Origin of the sequence: Lonepinella sp. MS14436, from assembly GCF_042470565.1 — a bacterium.
Taxonomy (GTDB): Bacteria; Pseudomonadota; Gammaproteobacteria; order Enterobacterales; family Pasteurellaceae; genus Lonepinella.
The window spans coordinates 607,439-631,977 of record NZ_CP170385.1 but is presented as its reverse complement, the minus strand read 5'-3'; the positions used below and the strand labels follow the sequence as shown (position 1 = coordinate 631,977).

The window sequence follows — 24,539 nt, the reverse complement described above, 5'->3', positions numbered from 1 at the left end:
CTAGGTAATTACCATTGGTAACCAACACCCACACCACCTGAGTAGTGTCCTTCGCTATTGGCAGTACCATTCAATTTGATAATAACTTTACCATTATCACTTGCTCTGGAGTAACCAACCGCAAGAGCAGATGCTCCACTATACACACCACCTGCGGCAGCAACCATGGATTTACCCGGTATATAAACCTGCGGTAAGGAAGAAGCCGCTGCGGCATTTGCACCTATACCACGAACACGTTTATCTAATTTAGATACACGTTGATCAAGTTTAGTTACATTTTGGGTAACATTTTTAAGTTGACCAACATTCACTGCATCGGTATCACCTACACCAGGAGCCACGTTAGTGATTCGCATAGGAGAAGAACCGTCAGAACCCGCAATGTTAATTGCTTTGCCATTGGAGTCTTCTGTTGTACCTATTGTTGCTGTATTACTACCTTTACCAACAGTAACAGTTTCTGTTGTTACAGTCTCAAATGTTGGTTTCAATGAAGTTGCAATGGAAATATTCTTACCATCTTGCGTAATTGCAATATTGTTACCTGCTTTCACACTGACGGTATCTCCCATCGCCACTTTAGTCGTGGTATTTCCTGTAACTGTACCTGTTGAACCCTCAACTGTACCAGTTGTCACATTCCAGCCTTTGTTAACTTCAGTTGTGATATTAGTTACATTTTGGTTAGTTTGATATAACTGGCTACCATTAACTGCATCGGTACTTGTTGCTGAAAGCTCACCTTTATCAACATGAGTAATTTTTTGATCACCCGCATTGATACCGTCATCTTTACTAATGCTTACATTACCAACGGTGACATTATCAAAGTTTACATCACGTTTAGTGGCAACTGTGTAAACGGTTTGACCGTTAGCACCTGCTGCACTAGTTACGTTAATGTTATCGCCTGCTTCCACTTCTGTTTTCGCAGCTGTCACATTTTGTTCAATCTTATAAATCTGACTACCGTTAACCGCATCAGTGCTGTTAGCAGAAATATCACCTGCAGCGACTCCAGTTACTTTCTTATCACCAGCATTAATACCAGTTTGAGTAACACTTGGACCACCTGCAATAGTTAAACCATTATTGGTGACTGTAGTATTACCCACAGCTAACCCGTTATTATCAACGGTAGTATTACCAACAGTTACCGAACCATTAGCACCTAAATTAAGATCTTTAGCCAAATCAAATGTTACGTTTCCATTGTTATTAGTAATATTAATATTACCATCTGTATTAGTTAACGCAACTGTTGAATTTGGTCTCACAGTAGTTTGGTTTGTGCCATCCGTTAAGTTCCAACCTGCATTGACAGTGTTATTCACCACATTTAATTGGGCTACGTTAACCGCATCGGTACTATTAACGCCTGCTGCAACGTTGGTAATAGTATGGTTACCATTATCTAAACCGTTATTGGTTAAGCTGACCGTATTACCACCATTAATAATGGTGACACCATCTTTATTAATCACGGTATTGCTGCCAACACCACCAAAGGTTGCACTGGTGAGATCGGTTAGCTCTTTCGCCATGTTCACCACTAAGGCGTCATTGTTCACTACATCTACCCGTAAGTTTTTATCCGTTACGTTAGCTGCTTGTGATAAGTTACCTCTAATGGTGACGATTTCATTTAGTTTTTTGCCTACTGTGACGTTACTATCATCGCCACGGAAGAAGAGTCCGTCATTTAAGGTCGCTACACTTTGGTTATCGTACACGATGCGAGTAGTACTTGTGCCGTCAATACCATTTTTGCCGTTAGCTACGGTAATATTCGCACTGGCTCCATCTTTACCAGTTAAACCAATCGTACCGTTTGTACCGTCTAAGCCAATGGTACCATTGGTTCCCGCCTCACCTTTTAAGGTAATGGTGGTGACATTTAAGTTGTCGGCTAAGTTAAAGGTGACGTTATTATCCGTATTCACCACTTTAATATTGCCGTCTGTATTGGTTAACGCTACCGTTGTGTTTGGTTTCACGGTGGTTTGGTTTGTGCCATCCGTTAAGTTCCAACCTGCATTGACAGTGTTATTCACCACATTTAATTGGGCTACGTTAACCGCATCAGTGCTATTGATACCTGCTGCAACGTTGGTAATAGTATGGTTACCATTATCTAAACCGTTATTGGTTAAGCTGACCGTATTGCCGCCATTAATAATGGTGACACCATCTTTATTAATCACGGTATTGCTGCCAACACCACCAAAGGTTGCACTAGTCAAATCGGTTAGCTCTTTCGCCATGTTCACCACTAACGCATCATTGTTCACCACATCTACCCGTAAGTTTTTATCCGTTACGTTAGCTGCTTGTGATAAGTTACCTCTAATGGTGACGATTTCATTTAGTTTTTTGCCTACTGTGACGTTGCTATCATCGCCACGGAAGAAGAGTCCGTCATTTAAGGTCGCTACACTTTGGTTATCGTACACGATGCGAGTAGTACTTGTGCCGTCAATACCATTTTTGCCGTTAGCTACGGTAATATTCGCACTGGCACCATCTTTACCAGTTAAACCAATCGTACCGTTTGTACCGTCTAAGCCAATGGTACCATTGGTTCCCGCCTCACCTTTTAAGGTAATGCTGGTGACATTTAAGTTGTCGGCTAAGTTAAAGGTGACGTTATTATCCGTATTCACCACTTTAATATTGCCGTCTGTATTAGTTAACGCTACCGTTGTGTTTGGTTTCACGGTGGTTTGGTTTGTGCCATCCGTTAAGTTCCAACCTGCATTGACAGTGTTATTCACCACATTTAATTGGGCTACGTTAACCGCATCAGTGCTATTGATACCTGCTGCAACGTTGGTAATAGTATGGTTACCATTATCTAAACCGTTATTGGTTAAGCTGACCGTATTGCCGCCATTAATAATGGTGACACCATCTTTATTAATCACGGTATTGCTGCCAACACCACCAAAGGTTGCACTAGTCAAATCGGTTAGCTCTTTCGCCATGTTCACCACTAACGCATCATTGTTCACTACATCTACCCGTAAGTTTTTATCCGTTACGTTAGCTGCTTGTGATAAGTTACCTCTAATGGTGACGATTTCATTTAGTTTTTTGCCTACTGTGACATTACTATCATCGCCACGGAAGAAGAGTCCGTCATTTAAGGTCGCTACACTTTGGTTATCGTACACGATGCGAGTAGTACTTGTGCCGTCAATACCATTTTTGCCGTTCGCCACGGTAATATTCGCACTGGCTCCGTCTTTGCCAGTTAAACCAATCGTACCGTTTGTACCGTCTAAGCCAATGGTACCATTGGTTCCCGCCTCACCTTTTAAGGTAATGGTGGTGACATTTAAGTTGTCGGCTAAGTTAAAGGTGACGTTATTATCCGTATTCACCACTTTAATATTGCCGTCTGTATTGGTTAACGCTACCGTTGTGTTTGGTTTCACGGTGGTTTGGTTTGTGCCATCCGTTAAGTTCCAACCTGCATTGACAGTGTTATTCACCACATTTAATTGGGCTACGTTAACCGCATCAGTGCTATTGATACCTGCTGCAACGTTGGTAATAGTATGGTTACCATTATCTAAACCGTTATTGGTTAAGCTGACCGTATTGCCGCCATTAATAATGGTGACACCATCTTTATTAATCACGGTATTGCTGCCAACACCACCAAAGGTTGCACTAGTCAAATCGGTTAGCTCTTTCGCCATGTTCACCACTAACGCATCATTGTTCACCACATCTACCCGTAAGTTTTTATCCGTTACGTTAGCTGCTTGTGATAAGTTACCTCTAATGGTGACGATTTCATTTAGTTTTTTGCCTACTGTGACGTTGCTATCATCGCCACGGAAGAAGAGTCCGTCATTTAAGGTCGCTACACTTTGGTTATCGTACACGATGCGAGTAGTACTTGTGCCGTCAATACCATTTTTGCCGTTAGCTACGGTAATATTCGCACTGGCACCATCTTTACCAGTTAAACCAATCGTACCGTTTGTACCGTCTAAGCCAATGGTACCATTGGTTCCCGCCTCACCTTTTAAGGTAATGCTGGTGACATTTAAGTTGTCGGCTAAGTTAAAGGTGACGTTATTATCCGTATTCACCACTTTAATATTGCCGTCTGTATTAGTTAACGCTACCGTTGTGTTTGGTTTCACGGTGGTTTGGTTTGTGCCATCCGTTAAGTTCCAACCTGCATTGACAGTGTTATTCACCACATTTAATTGGGCTACGTTAACCGCATCAGTGCTATTGATACCTGCTGCAACGTTGGTAATAGTATGGTTACCATTATCTAAACCGTTATTGGTTAAGCTGACCGTATTGCCGCCATTAATAATGGTGACACCATCTTTATTAATCACGGTATTGCTGCCAACACCACCAAAGGTTGCACTAGTCAAATCGGTTAGCTCTTTCGCCATGTTCACCACTAACGCATCATTGTTCACTACATCTACCCGTAAGTTTTTATCCGTTACGTTAGCTGCTTGTGATAAGTTACCTCTAATGGTGACGATTTCATTTAGTTTTTTGCCTACTGTGACATTACTATCATCGCCACGGAAGAAGAGTCCGTCATTTAAGGTCGCTACACTTTGGTTATCGTACACGATGCGAGTAGTACTTGTGCCGTCAATACCATTTTTGCCGTTCGCCACGGTAATATTCGCACTGGCTCCGTCTTTGCCAGTTAAACCAATCGTACCGTTTGTACCGTCTAAGCCAATGGTACCATTGGTTCCCGCCTCACCTTTTAAGGTAATGGTGGTGACATTTAAGTTGTCGGCTAAGTTAAAGGTGACGTTATTATCCGTATTCACCACTTTAATATTGCCGTCTGTATTGGTTAACGCTACCGTTGTGTTTGGTTTCACGGTGGTTTGGTTTGTGCCATCCGTTAAGTTCCAACCTGCATTGACTGTACTACTAATCGCATTTAACTGAGCCACATTAACTGCATCTGTACTATCGGTGCCAGCACTGACGTTAGTAATTTTCTTGTTACCTGCATCAATACCTGTTTGAGTCACACTCGGACCACCAGTAATAATCAAACCATTACTATTGATCAATGTATTATCACCAAATTTAGCACTAGTTAATCCAGTTAAATCTTTCGCCAATTTCACAGATAAAGTGTCGCTACCGTTAGATACCACACCAATGTTATTGTCACTTAAGTTAGATGTATTTGCACCACCTTTCACATTAGTTTGTTCACCTAATTTACGAGTAAATGCTACACCTGTATCGCCACCATACTTAGTACCTTTGTCAATTTCAGTGGTAATGTTGGTAATATTTTGCGTGTTGTTAGATACATTTTGATTAGTCGCATACAATTGCGCACCATTCACTGCATCTGTTGAGGTTGCATTTACAGTACCATTAGTAACATTAACAATCTTATTACCGCCATTATTTAGACCACTAGCAGTAATAGCTACTGAGCTGTTAGTAAAGGATAAACCGTTATTATTAATAACTGTATTATTACCAACTTTTAAGCTATTAGTTACATTAACATCATTTGCTAAATTAAAGGTTACATTAGTACCTGATTGAGTAAGATTGATATTATTATCTACATTATTCAAATTTACCGTTGTATTAGGAGTAATACTTTGACTTGTAGTACTATTATTTACAGCTAACTTCCAACCAGCACCCGCTGTGGCAGAGATAGCATTTAACTGATCTAAGTTAACTGCATCTGTACCACTTGTACCATTCGCTACATTGGTAATTTTCTTGTTACCTGCATCAATACCTGTTTGAGTCACACTCGGACCACCAGTAATAATCAAACCATTACTATTGATCAATGTATTATCACCAAATTTGGCACTAGTTAATCCAGTTAAATCTTTCGCCAATTTCACAGATAAAGTGTCGCTACCGTTAGATACCACACCAATGTTATTGTCACTTAAGTTAGATGTATTTGCACCACCTTTCACATTAGTTTGTTCACCTAATTTACGAGTAAATGCTACACCTGTATCGCCACCATACTTAGTACCTTTGTCAATTTCAGTGGTAATGTTGGTAATATTTTGCGTGTTGTTAGATACATTTTGATTAGTCGCATACAATTGCGCACCATTCACTGCATCTGTTGAGGTTGCATTTACAGTACCATTAGTAACATTAACAATCTTATTACCGCCATTATTTAGACCACTAGCAGTAATAGCTACTGAGCTGTTAGTAAAGGATAAACCGTTATTATTAATAACTGTATTATTACCAACTTTTAAGCTATTTGTTACATTAACATTGTCTGCTAAATTAAAGGTTACACTAGTACCTGATTGAGTCAGATTGATATTATTATCTGTATTATTCAAATTCACCGTTGTATTGGCGGCAACGTTTTGACTTGCACCGTTATTTACAGCCAACTTCCAGCTAGTAGAGCCTGCTGCTGCAGAGATAGCATTTAACTGATCTAAGTTAACCGCATCTGTACCATTTGTACCCGCACTAACGTTAGTAATTTTTCTGCTACCCGCATCAATACCTGTTTGAGTCACACTCGGACCACCCGTAATGGTTAAACCATCACCATTAATCAATGTACCACCAAATGTCGCACTAGTTAACCCAGTTAACTCTTTCGCTAATTTGACGGTTAAAGTATCACTACCGTTAGATACTACACCAATGTTATTGTCGCTTAGTTTAGCAGTATCTGCTAAACCACCTTTCACATTAGTTTGTTCACCTAATTTACGAGTAAATGCTGCTCCAGTATCGCCACCATACTTGGTACCTTTACCAATTTCAGTGTTAATGTTGGTAATATTTTGCGTGTTATTAGATACATTTTGATTAGTTGCATATAACTGCGCACCATTCACTACCTCTGTTGAGGTTGCATTTACAGTACCATTAGCAACATTAACAATCTTATTACCGCCATTATTTAGACCACTAGCAGTAATAGCTACTGAGCTGTTAGTAAAGGATAAACCGTTATTATTAATAACTGTATTATTACCAACTTTTAAGCTATTAGTTACATTAACATCATTTGCTAAATTAAAGGTTACATTAGTACCTGATTGAGTAAGATTGATATTATTATCTACATTATTCAAATTTACGGTTGCATTGGCGGCAACATTTTGACTTGCACCGTTATTTACAGCCAACTTCCAACTAGTAGAACCTGTTGCTGCAGTGATGGCATTTAACTGATCTAAGTTAACCGCATCTGTACCATTTACACCTGCACTGACGTTAGTAATTCTTTTACTACCTGCATCAATACCTACTTGAGTTATACTCGGACCACCCGTAATGGTTAAACCATTACTGCTAATCAATGTACCACCAAATGTTGCACTGGTTAACCCAGTTAACTCTTTCGCTAATTTGACGGTTAAGGTGTCGCTACCGTTAGATTCTACACCAATGTTATTGTCGCTTAGTTTAGATGTATCTGCTAAACCACCTTTCACATTAGTTTGTTCACCTAATTGACGAGTAAATGCTGTACCTGTATCGCCACCATACTTGGTACCTTTGTTAAGTTTCGCACTATTAATTTCTACTTTGTTATTAGTTACATACAATTGTGAACCATTTACAACTTCGGTAGAAGTTGAACTTACTGTACCATTTGCTACGTTAGTAATTTTTTGATTACCCGCATTAATACCGTTATTTGTAATAGTCACTGTACCTGCAGTGAATGTGTTTGCATGTACTGAAGTAAAGGTTGGGTTATTTACAGTTGCAATCTTAATGTTGCCGTTATCACCAGAAACATCAATATTTGTACCGTTAATAACGTTTAAGATTGAATTTGCGTTATTAACCGTTTTTACGACCTTACCGTTTGCTTGTGCAGTCCAAGATTGTAAAGCAGAATCAGCTTTTGCTAATGAATCTTTGGTGCCTTGGGAAAGATCTAAATCGTAATTAGTATTTTTGCCTGAAACAGTCGATTTAACAGAAATTGTGCTGCTTGTGCTATTTACGCTGGTAGTTTTTTCAGAGTTATTAATTGCATTAGCTACTTGCTCTGCTGTAGCAAAATAATTACCATTTTGCACCGCACTTACTGAACCATTATGAGCAACATTTAAATTTGATTGGTTAACTGAATAGTTGACTGTTGAGGTGGTGCCCGTTGAATCAACAGAAACTTTAGCTGTAGTTCCTGTTCCATTGACAAAATTCACATTACTGCCATTTTTCACTTGGCTCTTTTGCGTACCATTATCTTGAATATTCCAATGAATATTATCTGATGCCGTAGAAACGACAGCTTTTAATTGTGCTACGTTGACAGCATCAGTATCTTCGGAACCTGCTGCTACATTTATAATTTGACGTCTAACCGTATCTGAACCAACACTAACAGCACCAGTAGTAGGTTTAGTGTTATTAATAGCAGTAATTTGAGTCGAACTGGCTGCCGCTGGAATATATGGATTCACATTCATAGAATCTCTACTTGCGAAACTACCTCTCCCCAGAGCCACACCACCATCAGTTGTTGCTTTAGCTAAATCCCCTATTGCAACTGCATTATCAATGGTAGATGAGGCATCTGTACCTATAACAATAGAATCGTACCCTTTTGCGAAAGAATTTGTTCCAATAACTATTGACCGCTCACCTTTAGCTTTATTATTTGTACCTATAGCAATCGCATCATTACTTTTCGCTTTTGTTCTCACACCCAAAGCAATGGAACGATCTCCTATTGCTCGAGTATTATCTTCTACATACGATGTGGATGGATTTCCATTAGCATTTTCGGTGGCTTCCATCCATGCACTACCAATAGCTATTGACTGTTCACCTTTCGCAGTGGCAGATGAACCCACAGCCAAGCTACCCGTGCCATTTGCCCAAGAAGCGGTACCAATTGCCATGGCATAATCTTGTGTTGCAGCAGCTTGACGCATGACAGCTAATGAGTTAAACCCAGAAGCTAAACCAGATGTACCAATTACTGTAGAACCAATTTTAGTCGCTTGAGAAAAAGCCCCTAAAGCGATTGATAAACCACCAGTTGATCTTGCATAATCACCAACTGCTAGTCCTGATGAATAATTATCTTTACCTACTGTCGTTGCATGTGCTCCGATAGCAATACCATAGGATGCACCGATGTTACCTGAATAAACATAATCATTATGTTGCCCAGGATAATACATATTTCCTGGATTATGATAGTTATATGCAATATGTCCTTTGAAACCATTTGCAGTTGCTGTACCTTGAACGGCATGTTGACGATTTGTTTCGCCGATAGCAATCACTGCTTGAGCGGCTTGAGTGATGGAAAATAGTGATAGTGCTATTGCACTTAATTTAAAACTAAAATGCAGGAATGAAGATAAATTATTTTTTTGATTTGTAACGGAAGATTTTGGTTTTCCTTGGCTTGAGGCAAGCTCAGAAACGACAACAAAAGAATGTGTTACTTTGCTCCAAATAACTTTATAAATGTGGTTCATATAAACCTCCTAAACGTACTGTAATATCTCACTGCCCAGTTTTAACCTGCCGTTGAAACCGTTCATCCCTATGAGCATTACTATTTTTTTACTAAAAGAATTAGCCCTACAACTAAATCTTCTAAATCCCTAGTGAATAAAAAAACTCCTATTCATCGTTTATAATAACAATTGTTCAACCTTATTGTCAAATTAATCCTAGTAATAAAGTATAATAAAAATAATCTATTCAGAAACACCATATACACAGTTAATATACTGATTAATAAAGAAAAAATAAAACCTCGCACTAACGTACGAGGTTTTACATAATACTCTGCTATAAAAAATACTGACATGAAAGATGAGAGCAAAACTAATTTTTATCTTGCTCTAACAATAAAGTATCTGAATTTTTCTCTTTATCCGTTTTAACAATATCTATTGCCATGGCAGATTTTAACATTTCATCACGTAACTGTTTTGCCAGATCTCGCTCACCGACTTGTTCAAATACGTAGGTTGCCATAGTAATATCATTTGGTTCAATCTTATCTTTATTTGCTACGACTTGTTTAAACGCTTCTGCAGCTTTGGTAAAATCGGCATCACGCACATATAAATAACCTAATGCACGATAAGTACAACAACCTAAAGTATCTTCTGTCGCTTTCATGCGTTTCTGTAATAACTTGATCAGTTTACTGCTATCACTAACTTGTAGGCGAGTAATTTGAGCTAATAATGCTGGATTAAACTCGCTATCAGAATCCAATCTTTTCAAGGTTTCAACCGTTAAATCATAAGCTGATTCATGATCGTTACAATCAATTAAACGTTGAATTAAACCGATACGCACATAGTTGTCATTGTGGCGTTTACGTGGTTGTTCTTCCCACCAAGCAAGTAAGCCATCAGAACCTTCTTCATTCATGACTTCATCAAGCAAACCATTTTCCACATCTTGTTGAAGTGCGGTGAATTCTTTCAAAGAATACATATTACTGCTTTCAATAGTTGGTAAAATGTCATCAAGTGCCTGATATGCTTTAGATTTTTTATAAATTTCAACTGCCAATTTTAACACTTCTGAGTTTTTGTTAGCCATCACCAACAAGCTGTCAACTGAGCTACGAGCCGCAGGTAATTTATTTTGTAATAACAGAATACGTGTACGTGCAAGTTCAACCGCTAAATTATCCGTTCCCGCTAATTCGGTTGCTTCCATTAAGTATTTATTCGCATTGAAATCATCACCATGTTGTTGAGCTGCTTCAGCGGCTTTAATAAAATTAAGGATCGGTTCATCAGAATGTTTAGCATTTTTACCGATTAATTTTTCCGCTTTGGAATAGTTACCTTCGTCCATTTTAATCAAACCTTGTAAAGTTTGTTTTTGGGCTTTTACACGTTTACGGCGTGAAAACCAGCCATAGGTGCTGTTACTTAAACGAAAGAATTTTCTAACTACCCATTCAATCACATAGACAATAGCCATCGCAATAACGAAGAAGACGACTAAAGTAACCAGTGACAATTCATAATTGGTATTTGCGGTTTGAATTAACACATAGCCTTGTTTTCCAGATAAATAAGGTCCTGCAATTAAGCCTGCAAGTAATACAAGCATTAGGAATAGCATTCTAAACATTGTATTGCTCCTTATTGTTGTTCCGTTGTTGCTGGTTTTTCATCACCATTCGTAGGTTCTTCTGTTGTTTTTTCTTCAGCATTTTTTTCTTCTGCTGATTTCATTTCTTCCGCTGCCATTTGATTTGATTCCATCAGGGCTTTATCTGCTGAAATCTCAACTTTTTTAACCTCTTGCGGTGTTTTGTTGAGTAATTTATCTAACGCATTCAAACTGCTTAATTGATTTGGAACTTCTACATAAATAGATTGATCTGCTAATTCATCAACAGATTTTAAGAATGCGGTTGTCGTTTCAGAATTAGTATCAAAATAACTTCTAATCCATGCTGCAACCGTTTCAAGAGATTGCTTGTATAATTCATTTTGTTGACGTGGTACAGCTAAAATAGCAATTTGTAGGCGTAACCGAATATTTTCACGTAAATAAATATCTTGATTTGGAGCAAGCAATGCTTGAGTGGTATTTTCTGAACGTGGCGTGATGCGAATAAAATGGTTCAAAAATGAAGTCGCACTTTTTTCGATATTTTTCTCCCAGTCATTTACATCATCTGACACTTGGGTATCTTGATTTTGATCATCACCAAAATTCACATTTGCCACCATTAACTCATCTATACTATTAGCAAGTTGCGATAAACTTTGCATAATGGCGTTTTGATCGACACTATTCATTGAAAGCAACTGCTTTAAGTCTTGGTTAATTGCGGCACGAATTAATTTAACTTGCGGTTCATCTACCTTAGTTAATACTTCGTCTGCCACTTTTAATAAAGAAATACTAGTATCGATGTCGTTATCTAACAATAACTTACGCAACGCATTAGTCAATAAGAAATCTGCTTCACTAAGCAACCATTCACTTGGTTGAGCATTATTATTGGCAATTTTATTTACTTGAGCTTGTAGATTAGCATAAGCCTGTTCTTTTTCAGATAAATTCTGTTCCAAACTAGTTAGCTTTTGATCATTGGCTTTTAAATCAGTGAGTAACTTCTCAAGTTGAGCATGCTCTTGTTCAAAATTTGGCATTTCTGCAAAAGTGCTACTGGCATTTACTGAGGTTTCCGCTCCACCTGAGATTTTTTGCTCAAGTGCGGTGACTTTTTGGTTAATTTTGTCCACTTCAAGTTGACCAAAATAATAGCCAGCGCCACCAAGTCCTAATGCAACTAATAAAGCTAATAAACCTAATCCAGAACCACCTTTTTTCACCACAATAGTTTCTGTAGTTGGTACTTCTGCTTTTACAGTTTCTGTTACACTTTCTGCTTTAGGCGTTGCTAACTCAGGTTCAACCCTTGCTTTTTGGTTTGCTGTTTCAGTGAATTCTTGCTTCACTTTTCCAGCGTCCATGCCCTCAACATTTTGGTTCTCAACCGCATTAGATTGAATTTCTTTTTTGTTACTCATACCAACTCTCTCTCTAAAATTAAGATGTTAATAACGTATTAGCTAATGTTTCTACTAAGGTTGCATTATCGACTTTAGGTGAAATAATAATATTTTCTTTTTGCCAACCCACCGCAACAGCTAAGTTTGCAATACGGCGACTAATAGTGACGAATTGACAACTTTTTAACCAAGCCTGTTCTCTCACGGGTACAAAATCAACCAACGAATTTAAAATTTCCGCACTGGTAACTAATACACAGTTAATACCAGACCTCTTCCATAAATCAATCTGCTCTTCATCATTGTATTCCATTGGCAAGCGTTGGTAACATTCTACCACATTAATTGTCGCTCCACGTAATTTTGCTTGTTCTGAAAAATGTTCACGTCCGCCGTTACCACGCAAAATAAGGATATTTTTATCAGTTAAATTTTGCATTGCTGGTAAGTTTAACACACCCTCACTGTTTTCTTGATTAAATGGGTAATGCACTGCAATCTCGCCATGATTGGCAAAGTATTCCGCCGTACTTTGTCCCACCGCAAAATAGTACAAATCTTCCCGCCAATGAAACCCAGTAGCTAACAAGGTTTCAGTGGCAAATTTCACCGCACTTTTAGATACGCAAAGAACATAATCGCCTGATTTTAACTGATTAATTTTATTCGGCAATTCATTCAACTCTCGCCCAGCAGAAATCGAAAAAAATGGCAAATGAATATTTGCAATACCTGCTTTATTAAGCATATCTGCTAATTGTTTACCCTGCTGGTCAGGACGCATAATTAATACAGCCATCATCGTTAATCCTGATAAATTTCCGCTAAAATTTTATCTGCCCCTTGGGCTAATAACTGCTCCGCAAGTTGTACACCTAAAATTTCAGCATTTTTGACCGCACTTTTGCCTTCTGCACGGATAATCTGTGAACCGTCCATCGCACCGACTAAAGCACGTAAATACAATTCATTATTTTGTATTACCGCAAAACCTGCAATCGGCACCTGACAACCACCTTGTAAACGCTGATTCATTGCTCGTTCCGCCAGCACGCAAGCCGTGGTTTCGGGATCTGCTAAGGGTGCTAGTAATTGTTGCATTCGATGATCATTAAGACGGCTTTCAATTCCCACCGCACCTTGTCCCACCGCTGGCAAAGAGGTTACTACATCAATAAAAGCGGTAATACGTTGTTCCAAACCTAAACGAATTAAGCCAGCGGAAGCCAAAATAATTGCATCATAATAGCCACAATCTAATTTATTTAATCTAGTACCTACATTGCCACGTAAAGCGTGAATTTGCAAATCTGGACGCAAATTTTTTAATTGACACTGACGGCGTAAACTAGATGTGCCAACTCTCGCCCCGTATGGTAAATCCTCTAAACAAGCATATTGATTAGAAACAAAGGCATCTCGTGGATCTTCACGTTGGCAAATTACGCTTAACGTTAAATCTGATGGAAATTGCATGGGGACATCTTTCATAGAATGCACGGCAATATCCGCCTCACCATTTAATAAGGCATTCTCTAATTCTTTGACAAACAGACCTTTTCCACCAATTTTCGCCAATGATGTATCTAAAATCACATCACCTTTGGTCACTATTTTAACTAACTCAATGGTTAAATCAGGATAAAGGGTTTGCAATCGATCCTTAACATAATTTGCCTGCCATAATGCCAAAGGACTTTGCCTTGTGGCAATTTTTAAATGCTTATTCATATTGTTCCAAATTACAAAATCATCCTAATTAGTCTATCCACTTTAATCCGAGAAAAACGTTTTAATAAACGTTGTACTGGGGCAGGATATTGTTCTATGGTTTCTAATTCAGAATAATGCCCAATAATTTTAGTATATTGACGAATTTCACTTAATTCTTGTGCTATTTTGGCTTGTAACGCTTGTTTTGGATCATAAATAAACAAACCATTCTCTGCATCTAAACGCCACGCACGTGGATTTAAGTTGTTACCAGTCAATAACACATATTTTTTATCCACCCAAATACCTTTTAGGTGATAGCTATGATCTTGATCTTTCCATAAACGGACTGTCAAATGCCCATTATTAATTTCATGCTCGAATTTTTTACAAAATGTACGTAGATTTTTCTCATATAAATAAGGTAATCCACCTGCCATTTTAAAAGGTTCTGACGGTGGAATATAAAAATCGTTAGCGGTTTTGTCACCGACAATAATTTCTACCTGTTTTCCGTCATTTAATAAATCACGGATTTTAATTTGTAACGTGCGAGGAAAATTAAAATAAGGAGTACAAATCACTAATTTTTCTTCCACCAATACAAATAAATCTTGAATAGTACGGTTTAACAGATTATCTCTTGCACCTAAACCAAATAAAGGCGAAATCAATAAATCATCATGAAATGGCACCGCACTTTCTAACCGATATTTTGCCCGAGCAATTAAATGGCGACGGAAAGATTTAATCTGATGCTTAATTTCTTTGGTGTTTGGACGCTGTTCATCATCTAAGGGAAATACGACATTCGGATCAGTTAAATACTGTTGGATAAATTGCACAAGACTATCCGCTAATGGCTTATTTTTAATTTTTTGATAGCGATCGTAGCGGTATTTATCTTGATTATGCAAATAAACATTATTAATACTGGCTCCACTGTAAAGCACCGTATCATCAAATACGAAACCTTTAATATGTAGCACACCAAACACTTCTCGGCTATTAATCGGTACACCGAAAAACATCGGTTCGTTGTGGTGTAATGCTCGCTGTTTAGCATACCAATCAGCGTTAGTAGTGCCTTTTTCCGCACCAATAAGATTGCGTTGGGCGCGATGCCAATCCACAAAGATTTTAACATCTAAATCTGGATTTTTCGCTTTTGCTTGATAAATCTCCGCCAGAATTTCTTCACCAGCTTCATCAAATTGCCAGTAAAGTGCGGTGAAATAAATGCGAGTTTTAGCATGACGGATCAACTCAATAATGGCTTGTTTAAATGCTTTCGGACCTGAAATAAATTCAATATCATCAGCTAATTGTGGTACATAAGCCATTTGTGCAATATGTTGTTTTGCTCTTTTTAGTCGATTAATAAACATAATATTTCTTCATTCTATCCAGCTTAATTTATTTAGTTTACAATAATTATATGAGAATAGGGTAGAAAAAAGCATTTTTTTGCTATAATAGCGACAATCTTACTTTATTAATGACCAAATTATGAGCAAATCTAAATCTTCCAATTTCAGTAAACCTACTTTTTCGCCACTTTCTGATGAAAAACGTTTCAAACCAACATTCAAACAAGAACACCCATTTAATGATCGTTCAGAAAGATCAGAAAAAAACGAAAAATTAACTAAAAATAAACCGCACTTTTCTAATAAAAATCGTCGAAATGAACAACAAAGTGATGAAAAACGTTTTTCTGATCGTCGTTCAAATAACACAAAACGCTCAAGCTATCAACAACCTGTATTAGAACCACAAATCACCGAAACAACCTTAGGTGGGGTAAAAGTGGTCATAAAATCAACAGGAATAAGCGATAAACCGAGAGAGAAAAAAACTGGAGCGTTATCTCCAAGAGCCCCTGAAAAAATCAAGAAAAATCGTGCAGAAGAAATGAAGATTTTTGGTGAAAATGCTTGTTTGAGTTTATTTGAACAACGACCAGAAACGATTGTACGAGTTTGGGCAACGGTGGAAATGGCACATAAAATCGGGGAGATTTTTAGTTATTTAGCCAACAATAAAAAAGTCTATCACGTTGTCGATCGAGCTGAATTAGAGTTAGTTAGTGGTTCTGAACATCATGGCGGAATTTGTATGTTAGTAAAAAAACCACGTACATTTACCTTGACTGGCTATGTGGATTTAGCTCGTAAAGCCGATTGTTTAATCATGTTAGACGGTGTGGCGAATAATCCACAAAATCTAGGGGGAATTTTGCGTACTTGTGCCTTTTATGGCGTGAAAGGTATTATTACCAGCCAACCTGAGATGTTACTCAATGCCAATACCGCTCGAGTTGCCGAAGGCGGTTTGGAATATGTACATATTTTACAATCCCATGACGGTGAAACTGCATTACAGCAATTACGCCAAGCTGGTTATCAAATTGTGCATATTAGCCATGAAAAACAAGCACAGAGCATTAATAGCCTACAATTACAAGATAAAGTTGTGTTTGTGTTAGCCAACGGCTGGGCGGTAAAAGAGGATACTAAGGTCAATTTAAGTTTAGCCAATCCATTAAAAAATGGCTTAAATGTCGCAGTAGCTACTGGAGTGTTGTTGGCGAAGTGGGTGGCGAGATAATTTCCAGCCCTGCACTGGCGTACAGGGTTAAGCATAGTGACGATGCTCCGCATCTTGTGTCATCTAGTAGCTACGGAGTAGCGTTACATTCGTAACCCCGTATGCAAGTACGGGGGCTATTATTACAACTTATCCGCATGATGAATTAACACAAAACGTTCCCAAAGTTCTTCTTGGCTTTCTATATGGTCAGGATCGAGAATAATACATTTAGTAATCGGGCAAACTTTTTGGCAGGTTGGGGTGTCATAATGCCCAACACATTCGGTGCAAAGATTTGGATCAATTTCATAAATATCATCACCAATAGAGATCGCATCATTCGGACATTCCGGCAGACACATATCGCAATTTGTGCATTTATCAGTGATGAGTAACGCCATAATAATCTCGTGAGTGAACTAAAAGTGGGCGATTATATAAAATTTTAACATAAATTTAAAGGTTAAGAAATGAAACAAAAACAACAGAAACAACTCGTTCAACTCATTATTGTCGCTATCGGCTTACTGATTTATTTTGCCATAAACTGGTTTAGAAGTGATGTTCAACACCAACCAACTCAACCAACCACCACAAAACAAGCTCAAAAACAAAACAATAGCAATGTAAAGGTTAATCAACAAAGTGCGGTGAATTCTGATTATGATTTTGTCATGTCTAACGATCCTATCGGACCCAATAAAAATGCTAAGACTGATTATTATATGCTTGCATTATCTTGGTCGCCTGCATTCTGTAATAATCAGCAAGAAAAATATGGCAAAAACCTACCTCAGTCTGCTCTTATGCAATGTGGCACACAACAAAAATATGGTTGGGTAATTCATGGGTTATGGCCACAAAATGCTAACGCTCAAAGTACGACTGATCACCCTCGATTTTGTCAAGGGGATTTACCTGCGGTGGATTATGCGATTATTCAAAATTATTTAACAGAAAGTCCTAGCCCAAATTTATTGCAAGGCGAATGGGAAAAACACGGTGCCTGTGCTTTTAAAAGTGCAGAAAAATATTTCAAAAAACAACAAGATTTATACCGCAGTTTAGTGTTACCCACAGAACAAATGAACAAAAAAGATTTATTCCGTTGGATAAAACAACACAATACCCAATTAAAAAACGCCTATTTAGCAGCAAGTCGTAGCGAATTATTTATTTGTTATGATTTAAATTGGCAAGTCATAGATTGCAAATAATTGACAATAATTTGATCTAAAGCAGTTACAATACACTAGAGATCTCGCTATAATAAAAAAGATTTACAGTTTTATTATTTTTAACAAAAAGAGGAAACATTATGTCAGTAATCAAAATGGCAGACCTTGATTTAGCCGGTAAACGTCTTTTCATTCGTGCAGATTTAAATGTGCCAGTCAAAGATGGTAAGGTCACTTCTGATGCTCGTATTCGTGCGACCATTCCTACCTTAAAATTAGCCTTACAAAAAGGGGCAAAAGTCATGGTAACTTCTCACTTAGGTCGCCCAACCGAGGGTGAAGCGTGCCAACCAGAAGATTCATTACAACCTGTTGTTGATTACTTAAACAACGTTTTAGACGTACCTGTTCGTTTAGTAACCGATTATTTAAATGGCGTTGATGTTAAAGAAAATGAAATCGTGGTGCTTGAAAATGTACGTGTTAATAAAGGCGAGAAGAAAAACGATCCTGAATTAGGTAAAAAATACGCCGCACTTTGTGATGTATTTGTAATGGACGCTTTCGGTACTGCTCACCGTGCGCAAGCATCAACTTATGGTGTAGCAGAATATGCACCTGTAGCTTGTGCTGGTCCATTATTAGCCGCAGAACTTGATGCGTTAGGTAAAGCATTAAAAGAGCCACAACGCCCAATGTTGGCGATTGTGGGTGGTTCAAAAGTATCCACTAAATTAACCGTGTTAGATAGCCTTTCAAAAATTGCCGACCAAATTATCGTAGGCGGTGGTATCGCCAATACCTTTATCGCAGCTGAAGGTAAAGCAGTCGGTAAATCACTTTACGAAGAAGATTTAATCCCTGAAGCTCAACGTTTAGCTAAACAAACCAAAATCCCTGTACCAGTAGATGTACGTGTCGGTACAGAATTTTCTGAAACTGCACCAGCCACTGAAAAATCAGTTGATGATGTAAAAGCTGACGAATCTATTTTCGATATTGGTGACAAAACCGCTGAAGAATTGGCGAAAATCATCAAAGCGTCAAAAACTATTCTTTGGAACGGTCCAGTAGGCGTGTTTGAATTCCCTAACTTCCGTAAAGGGACTGAAGTGATTTCCAATGCTATCGCTGAAGCCACTGCAAACGGAGCATTCTCCATCGCGGGGGGCGGTGATACGCTTGCGGCGATCGATTTATTCGGCATTAAAGATAAAATTTCTTATATTTCAACTGGTGGTGGTGCGTTCTTAGAATTTGTAGAAGGCAAAGTATTACCAGCCGTTGAAATTTTAGAGAAACGTGCAAACGGTTAATAACCCCATTCCGTAGGGGCGGATCGATGTATCCGCCCGTAAAAACAATCAAATTTAAATAAGGAAAAAACAAAATGGCATTATTAGATATCGTAAAACCTGGTGTTGTCACTGGTGATGATGTACAAAAAGTATTCGCTTATGCAAAAGCACACAACTTCGCAATTCCAGCGGTAAACTGTGTAGGTTCTGACAGTGTAAACGCTGTATTAGAAACAGCGGCTCGTGTTAAAGCCCCTGTTATCGTGCAATTCTCAAACGGCGGTGCAGCGTTCTATGCAGGTAAAGGCATTAAACCTACTTCAGGTACTCGCCCTGATGTACTAGGTGCCATCGCTGGTGCAAAACACGTTCACGCTTTAGCACAAGAATACGGTGTGCCAGTCATTCTTCACACTGACCACGCTGCGAAAAAATTATTACCTTGGATTGACGGTTTATTAGATGCAGGTGAAAAACACTTTGCTGAAACAGGCAAACCATTATTCTCATCTCACATGATCGATTTATCCGAAGAACCTATTGCAGAAAATATGGAAATCTGTAAACAATACCTTGCTCGTATGAACAAATTAGGTATGACTTTAGAGATCGAAATTGGTATCACGGGTGGTGAAGAAGATGGCGTGGACAACAGCGATGTTGATGAATCACGTTTATATACCCAACCTGAAGATGTGTTATTCGTTTACGACAGCTTAAACCCTGTTAGCCCACGTTTCACCGTGGCGGCAGCGTTTGGTAACGTACACGGCGTTTACAAACCAGGTAATGTAAAATTAAAACCATCTATCTTAGGTGCATCACAAGAGTTCGTGTCTAAAGAACGTAACTTACCTGCAAAATCCATCGACTTCGTATTCCACGGTGGTTCAGGTTCAAGCCGTGAAGAAATCCGTGAAGCCATCGGTTACGGTGCCATCAAAATGAACATCGACACCGATACACAATGGGCATCTTGGGACGGTATTTTGCAATTCTACAAAGCCAATGAAGCCTATTTACAAGGTCAATTAGGCAACCCAGAAGGTCCTGATTCACCAAACAAAAAATACTACGACCCACGTGTTTGGTTACGCAAAATGGAAGAATCTATGTCTAAACGCTTAGAAAAATCTTTCGAAGATTTAAACTGCGTAAACGTATTATAATTGTTTAAAATACGCTAAAATAACACCGCACTATTTTTAATGGTGCGGTTTTTTTATGCCCTGCACTAGCGTACAGGGCTAGGCATGGTGATGATGCTCCGCATCTTAATAAACTGACAAGCCACAGCGTGGCGTAATATGCTTAACCCCGTACGCAAGTACGGGGGGAAAATCGGAAAAATGACAATATTAACTTTTATCAAACAAAATAAAATGCTTGCCTTAACCAACTCTGCGGTTGGACTTTATTTTTTAACTACTTTGCTATTTAAAGGCTCACATAATATCGGCTTTGCGTTGTTAGTCGTAACAGGAATTATTTTTGCCATTTATCATTTTGTTAAAAAACAGCCTGTTGATTTTATTCCACAAGATAAATGGATCACCGTGAGCTTTGTGTTTTATGTCTTAGTCTTCGTCCTTTCATTAATATTTAATGGTGGAAAGATACGAGAACTAGATAATCCTAGCCGTGCATTACTAGTGTTACCGTTGATTGTTTTGTTTATACAATATCCACCCAAATTGAAATGGTTGATTCATATTATTCCTTTGGGAGCCTTTACTGCTGGTATCATAGCAATTTTTCATCGTTTTATACTTCACTATAGTATGGCTTTTGAAAAACAAATGCATATTCAAAGTGGTGATATTGCCATGTCATTAGGCATGTTCAGCTTCGCTATTGCCATTTATTTTTCGAGCAAAAAACAAGTAAAATTCACCGCACTTTATTTTATCGCTGCTTTATTTGGCATTTTAGCCAGTATCCTTTCGACCGCAAGAGGGGGCTGGATTGGAGTACCATTTATTTTGCTATTAATTTTCTGGACCTATCGTCAACAACTTTCAAAAAAATTACTGGTAACAATTAGTACAGGATTAATGTTAGTCATTGCAACAACGGTGTTTATTCCACAAACGAAGGTTATGCAACGTATAGATATGGTTAAATATGATGTGAATGAATACTTTATTAACCACAATGCAGACACCTCTATTGGGGCAAGATTTGATATGTGGAAAAGTGCATGGCTAATGGCGAAAGAAAAACCTATTTTAGGTTGGGGAAATGAAAATATTATTCCTAAACGCCAATTACAAGTAGAACAGAATCTCGTTTCACCTGTTGTGGTGAATTTTTCCCATTCCCATAATCAATTTATTGATGATCTCGCTAAACACGGTATTTTAGGCTTACTGGCTTTATTAGGTATCTTCTTGGTACCCTTACGTTACTTTTGGAAAAATATCATATCATCAAATTCTGCTATAAAATTAACCGCACTTTTAGGCACAATTCATATTATTTCGGTGATGTTTTATGGCTTGAGCCAAGCCTTTTTTGCCCATAATTCAGGGGTGATTTTTTATTTTCTCCTTACTACCATTTTTTATGGAACATTAAAAGAACAAATAAAACAAGCTCAACATTAAGGCGGATAATTCTCCGCCTAATTTTTAGCCCAAAATCATCAATGCCCACACCACCACAAAATTGACAATCGCCATAAAAACTGCCGCCGAACCTTGATCTTTAGCTCTGCCCGATAACTCGTGGCGTTCAGTACCAATACGATCAATAGCACACTCCACTGCACTGTTCAGCAACTCCGTTACCAATACAATTAAATACGCCCCAAGCATTAAAGCAATCTCAAATTTGCCATTGCCAAACCAAAAAGCAAGGGGAACAATAAAAATCCCTAAAAATAATTCGTGGCGAAAAGCTGCTTCATTTTTCACCGCACTTTTTAAGCCCTGCAAGGAATAGCGAGTAGAATTAATTAAATGGGTCAACCCCGTAGTTTTATCTGTCATTTTTATTCTCTTTGTTTAAATTCGTTTCACATCAATCACATCATCTAGTTGAGCTAGGCGAGCTAAGACTTTGCTTAACATCTCCACATTACCTAATTCCAACTCAAGATCTATGGTTGCCACCTGACGTTTTCGGTCGGTACGACTTGAAACGCCGCTGACATTAATTTTATCATTGGCTAATACAGTTGTAATATCACGTAACAAACCGCTACGGTCACTAGCAAGCAATCGCACATTAATATTAAATGAGCCTGAAAGTTCCTTTCCCCAAGTAGTTTCAATCACACGTTCTTCATTCGCCGTACGTAATTTTTTGAGTTGTTCGCAGTCCGCACGATGAATGGAAATACCACGCCCTTGAGTAATATAACCGACAATTTTATCCCCTGGAATCGGTTGACAACAACGAGCAATATGGTGCATTAAATTACCAACGCCATTGACCACCACATAGCCTTGTTTTTCCGATTTTTGGTTAGAATTAACCGCACTTTTTTGGCTATTCTTTTGGCTAACATGGCGTAAAATTTCTTCGTCTGCCTGCTCTGCCGTTGGCTTGATTAATTTACCTTGCAAGAAATTAATCAACTGATGCAATTTAATATCGCCACTACCCAAACCATTATATAAATCATCAATTTGTTTTAAGTTATAACGTGGCAAGGCATATTGTTCCGCTTGTTTAAGGGTAAGATTCAGGCGACTCAATTCTGCTTCTAGCATTTCTTTGCCAAGTGGAATATTTTTATCCCGATCGAGTTTTTTAAACCACGCCATAATTTTTGAGCGTGCCTTTTGCGTATGAGTAAACCCTGAATTTGGATTTAACCAATCTCGGCTTGGGTTTGGATTTTTTTGAGTGATAATTTCGAGTTGATCACCCATTTGCAACTGGTAAGTAAACGGCACGATCCGTCCAGCCACTTTCGCACCAATACAACGATGTCCCACATCACTATGAATCGCATAAGCAAAATCTAACGGCGTAGAACCTGTTGGTAAATCTACCACTTCGCCTTTCGGTGTAAACACATAAACACGATCATCAAATACCTGTGTCCGCATTTCTTCTAGCATTTCGCCACTGTCCATAATATCTGCTTGCCATGCTAACAGTTTACGTAACCAAGAAATTTTTTCTTCGTAAGCAGACATTGAACCTGTAGTGCCTTCTTTATATTTCCAGTGAGCTGCTACGCCCAGCTCTGCGTCATTGTGCATTTGGTGAGTACGAATTTGCACTTCAATCGGCTTATCCCCCTCACCCAACACCACCGTATGAATGGACTGATAACCGTTCGGTTTGGGATTGGCAATATAATCATCAAACTGTTCTGCTAAATGTTGATAATGAGTATGTACAATACCAAGTGCGGTGTAACAATCCTGCAAATTGGGGACTAAAATCCGCACCGCTCGAATATCATAAAGTTGCTCAAAGGCAAGGTGTTTCTTCTGCATTTTTCGCCAAATGCTATAAATATGTTTCGGTCGTCCATACACATCTACACTATCGATAGCTTCGTGCAAATAGCCTGACAGTTGATTGACAAAATCTTGAATATATTGCTCGCGGTCTAAACGGCGTTCAGCTAATTTATGTGCAATAATCCGATATTGCTCCGACTGCAAATTACGGAAACAATAATCTTCCAACTCCCATTTTAACTGACCAATTCCCAAACGATTGGCAAGGGGGGCATAAATATTGCTACATTCTTTGGCAGCGGCAATTTTTTCCGCTTTTGAATAGCGTTTATCTGCATCACGCAAATAAGTAATCCGTTCCGCTAATTTGATGATCACACAACGGAAATCGTCCACCATTGCCAACAGCATACGGCGGATATTGTCGATTTGTAGATTATTATTGGACTGGTTGGCGTTCAGTTGGCGAATATTATTCATTTCCAACACACCTTTGACTAATTTACTGATTTTGCTCCCGAAATCTTCTTTAACTTGTTCAAGGGTAACGATTTTGGCATGCACGACTGGAAATAACATTGCGGCAAGTAAGGTATCCCCATCCATATTTAGACTATGTAAAATTTCCACCATTTCTACACCGTCACGCAAATACCAATGGCTATTTAAGAAAAGTTGATCGGCATTTTCTCTTGCATATCGCCAAGCTCGCATTAGATCATTAGCGACTGGCTCAACTAGACCTAAATTTGCACACCAGTGCTGAATACTAAAGTCCTTTGGATTTAATAAGTGAGAACCGCGTACCGCAACCATATTTTTTCC

General features: G+C 38.4%; 14 protein-coding genes. 5 read left to right on the top strand and 9 right to left on the bottom strand.

Annotated features, from left to right (window positions below; all coding sequences use genetic code 11):
* Window positions 1-8 precede the first annotated feature (8 nt).
* From O1Q81_RS03030 to pssA, 6 genes are all read right to left on the bottom strand, one after another.
* Window positions 9-9,485: a YadA-like family protein gene (locus O1Q81_RS03030; protein WP_386698167.1), complete on the bottom strand. Its 9,477-nt coding sequence runs from the start codon at window positions 9,483-9,485 to the stop codon at window positions 9-11.
* Window positions 9,486-9,840: 355 nt separating this feature from the next.
* Window positions 9,841-11,115 carry a heme biosynthesis HemY N-terminal domain-containing protein gene (locus tag O1Q81_RS03025; protein ID WP_386698165.1) on the bottom strand — a complete coding sequence of 425 codons (1,275 nt, stop codon included), beginning with the start codon at window positions 11,113-11,115 and terminating at the stop codon, window positions 9,841-9,843.
* An 11-nt stretch (window positions 11,116-11,126) separates the two neighbouring features.
* A complete protein-coding gene (locus O1Q81_RS03020; RefSeq protein ID WP_386698164.1) occupies window positions 11,127-12,530 on the bottom strand; it encodes a uroporphyrinogen-III C-methyltransferase in 1,404 nt (467 codons plus the stop codon).
* 19 nt (window positions 12,531-12,549) lie between these two features.
* A complete protein-coding gene (locus O1Q81_RS03015; protein ID WP_386696131.1) occupies window positions 12,550-13,311 on the bottom strand; it encodes a uroporphyrinogen-III synthase in 762 nt (253 codons plus the stop codon).
* 5 nt (window positions 13,312-13,316) lie between these two features.
* Window positions 13,317-14,243, bottom strand: coding sequence for a hydroxymethylbilane synthase (gene hemC / locus O1Q81_RS03010; RefSeq protein ID WP_386698162.1), 927 nt, complete (start codon window positions 14,241-14,243; stop codon window positions 13,317-13,319).
* Window positions 14,244-14,254: 11 nt separating this feature from the next.
* On the bottom strand, window positions 14,255-15,613 hold the full coding sequence (gene pssA / locus O1Q81_RS03005; RefSeq protein ID WP_386698160.1) for a CDP-diacylglycerol--serine O-phosphatidyltransferase: 1,359 nt from the start codon (window positions 15,611-15,613) through the stop codon (window positions 14,255-14,257).
* A gap of 121 nt (window positions 15,614-15,734) precedes the next feature.
* Between pssA and O1Q81_RS03000 the strand changes: the two genes are divergently transcribed.
* Window positions 15,735-16,835, top strand: a complete 1,101-nt coding sequence (locus tag O1Q81_RS03000) for a TrmH family RNA methyltransferase (RefSeq protein WP_386698158.1) — start codon at window positions 15,735-15,737, stop codon at window positions 16,833-16,835.
* A 122-nt stretch (window positions 16,836-16,957) separates the two neighbouring features.
* Here the strand turns inward: O1Q81_RS03000 and O1Q81_RS02995 are convergent, their stop codons facing one another.
* Window positions 16,958-17,218, bottom strand: a complete 261-nt coding sequence (locus tag O1Q81_RS02995) for a YfhL family 4Fe-4S dicluster ferredoxin (protein ID WP_132302596.1) — start codon at window positions 17,216-17,218, stop codon at window positions 16,958-16,960.
* A gap of 69 nt (window positions 17,219-17,287) precedes the next feature.
* Here O1Q81_RS02995 and O1Q81_RS02990 point away from each other — a divergent pair, with 69 nt between their 5' ends.
* The 4 genes from O1Q81_RS02990 to O1Q81_RS02975 all read left to right on the top strand — a co-directional run bounded on the left by O1Q81_RS02990 (window position 17,288) and on the right by O1Q81_RS02975 (window position 21,899).
* Window positions 17,288-18,034, top strand: a complete 747-nt coding sequence (locus O1Q81_RS02990) for a ribonuclease (protein ID WP_386698156.1) — start codon at window positions 17,288-17,290, stop codon at window positions 18,032-18,034.
* A gap of 101 nt (window positions 18,035-18,135) precedes the next feature.
* Entirely contained in the window at window positions 18,136-19,311 is a 1,176-nt protein-coding gene (locus O1Q81_RS02985) for a phosphoglycerate kinase (RefSeq protein ID WP_386691432.1), read from the top strand.
* Between the two features lie 74 nt (window positions 19,312-19,385).
* Window positions 19,386-20,462, top strand: coding sequence for a class II fructose-bisphosphate aldolase (gene fbaA, locus O1Q81_RS02980; protein ID WP_386698154.1), 1,077 nt, complete (start codon window positions 19,386-19,388; stop codon window positions 20,460-20,462).
* A gap of 180 nt (window positions 20,463-20,642) precedes the next feature.
* Window positions 20,643-21,899, top strand: a complete 1,257-nt coding sequence (locus tag O1Q81_RS02975) for an O-antigen ligase family protein (RefSeq protein ID WP_386698152.1) — start codon at window positions 20,643-20,645, stop codon at window positions 21,897-21,899.
* 24 nt (window positions 21,900-21,923) lie between these two features.
* Here the strand turns inward: O1Q81_RS02975 and O1Q81_RS02970 are convergent, their stop codons facing one another.
* Both O1Q81_RS02970 and relA read right to left on the bottom strand, forming a co-directional pair.
* On the bottom strand, window positions 21,924-22,283 hold the full coding sequence (locus O1Q81_RS02970) for a diacylglycerol kinase (protein ID WP_386689249.1): 360 nt from the start codon (window positions 22,281-22,283) through the stop codon (window positions 21,924-21,926).
* Between the two features lie 15 nt (window positions 22,284-22,298).
* Window positions 22,299-24,530 (bottom strand): GTP diphosphokinase, encoded by a 2,232-nt coding sequence (relA, locus tag O1Q81_RS02965; protein ID WP_386691436.1) that lies wholly within the window; start codon window positions 24,528-24,530, stop codon window positions 22,299-22,301.
* Window positions 24,531-24,539 lie beyond the last annotated feature (9 nt).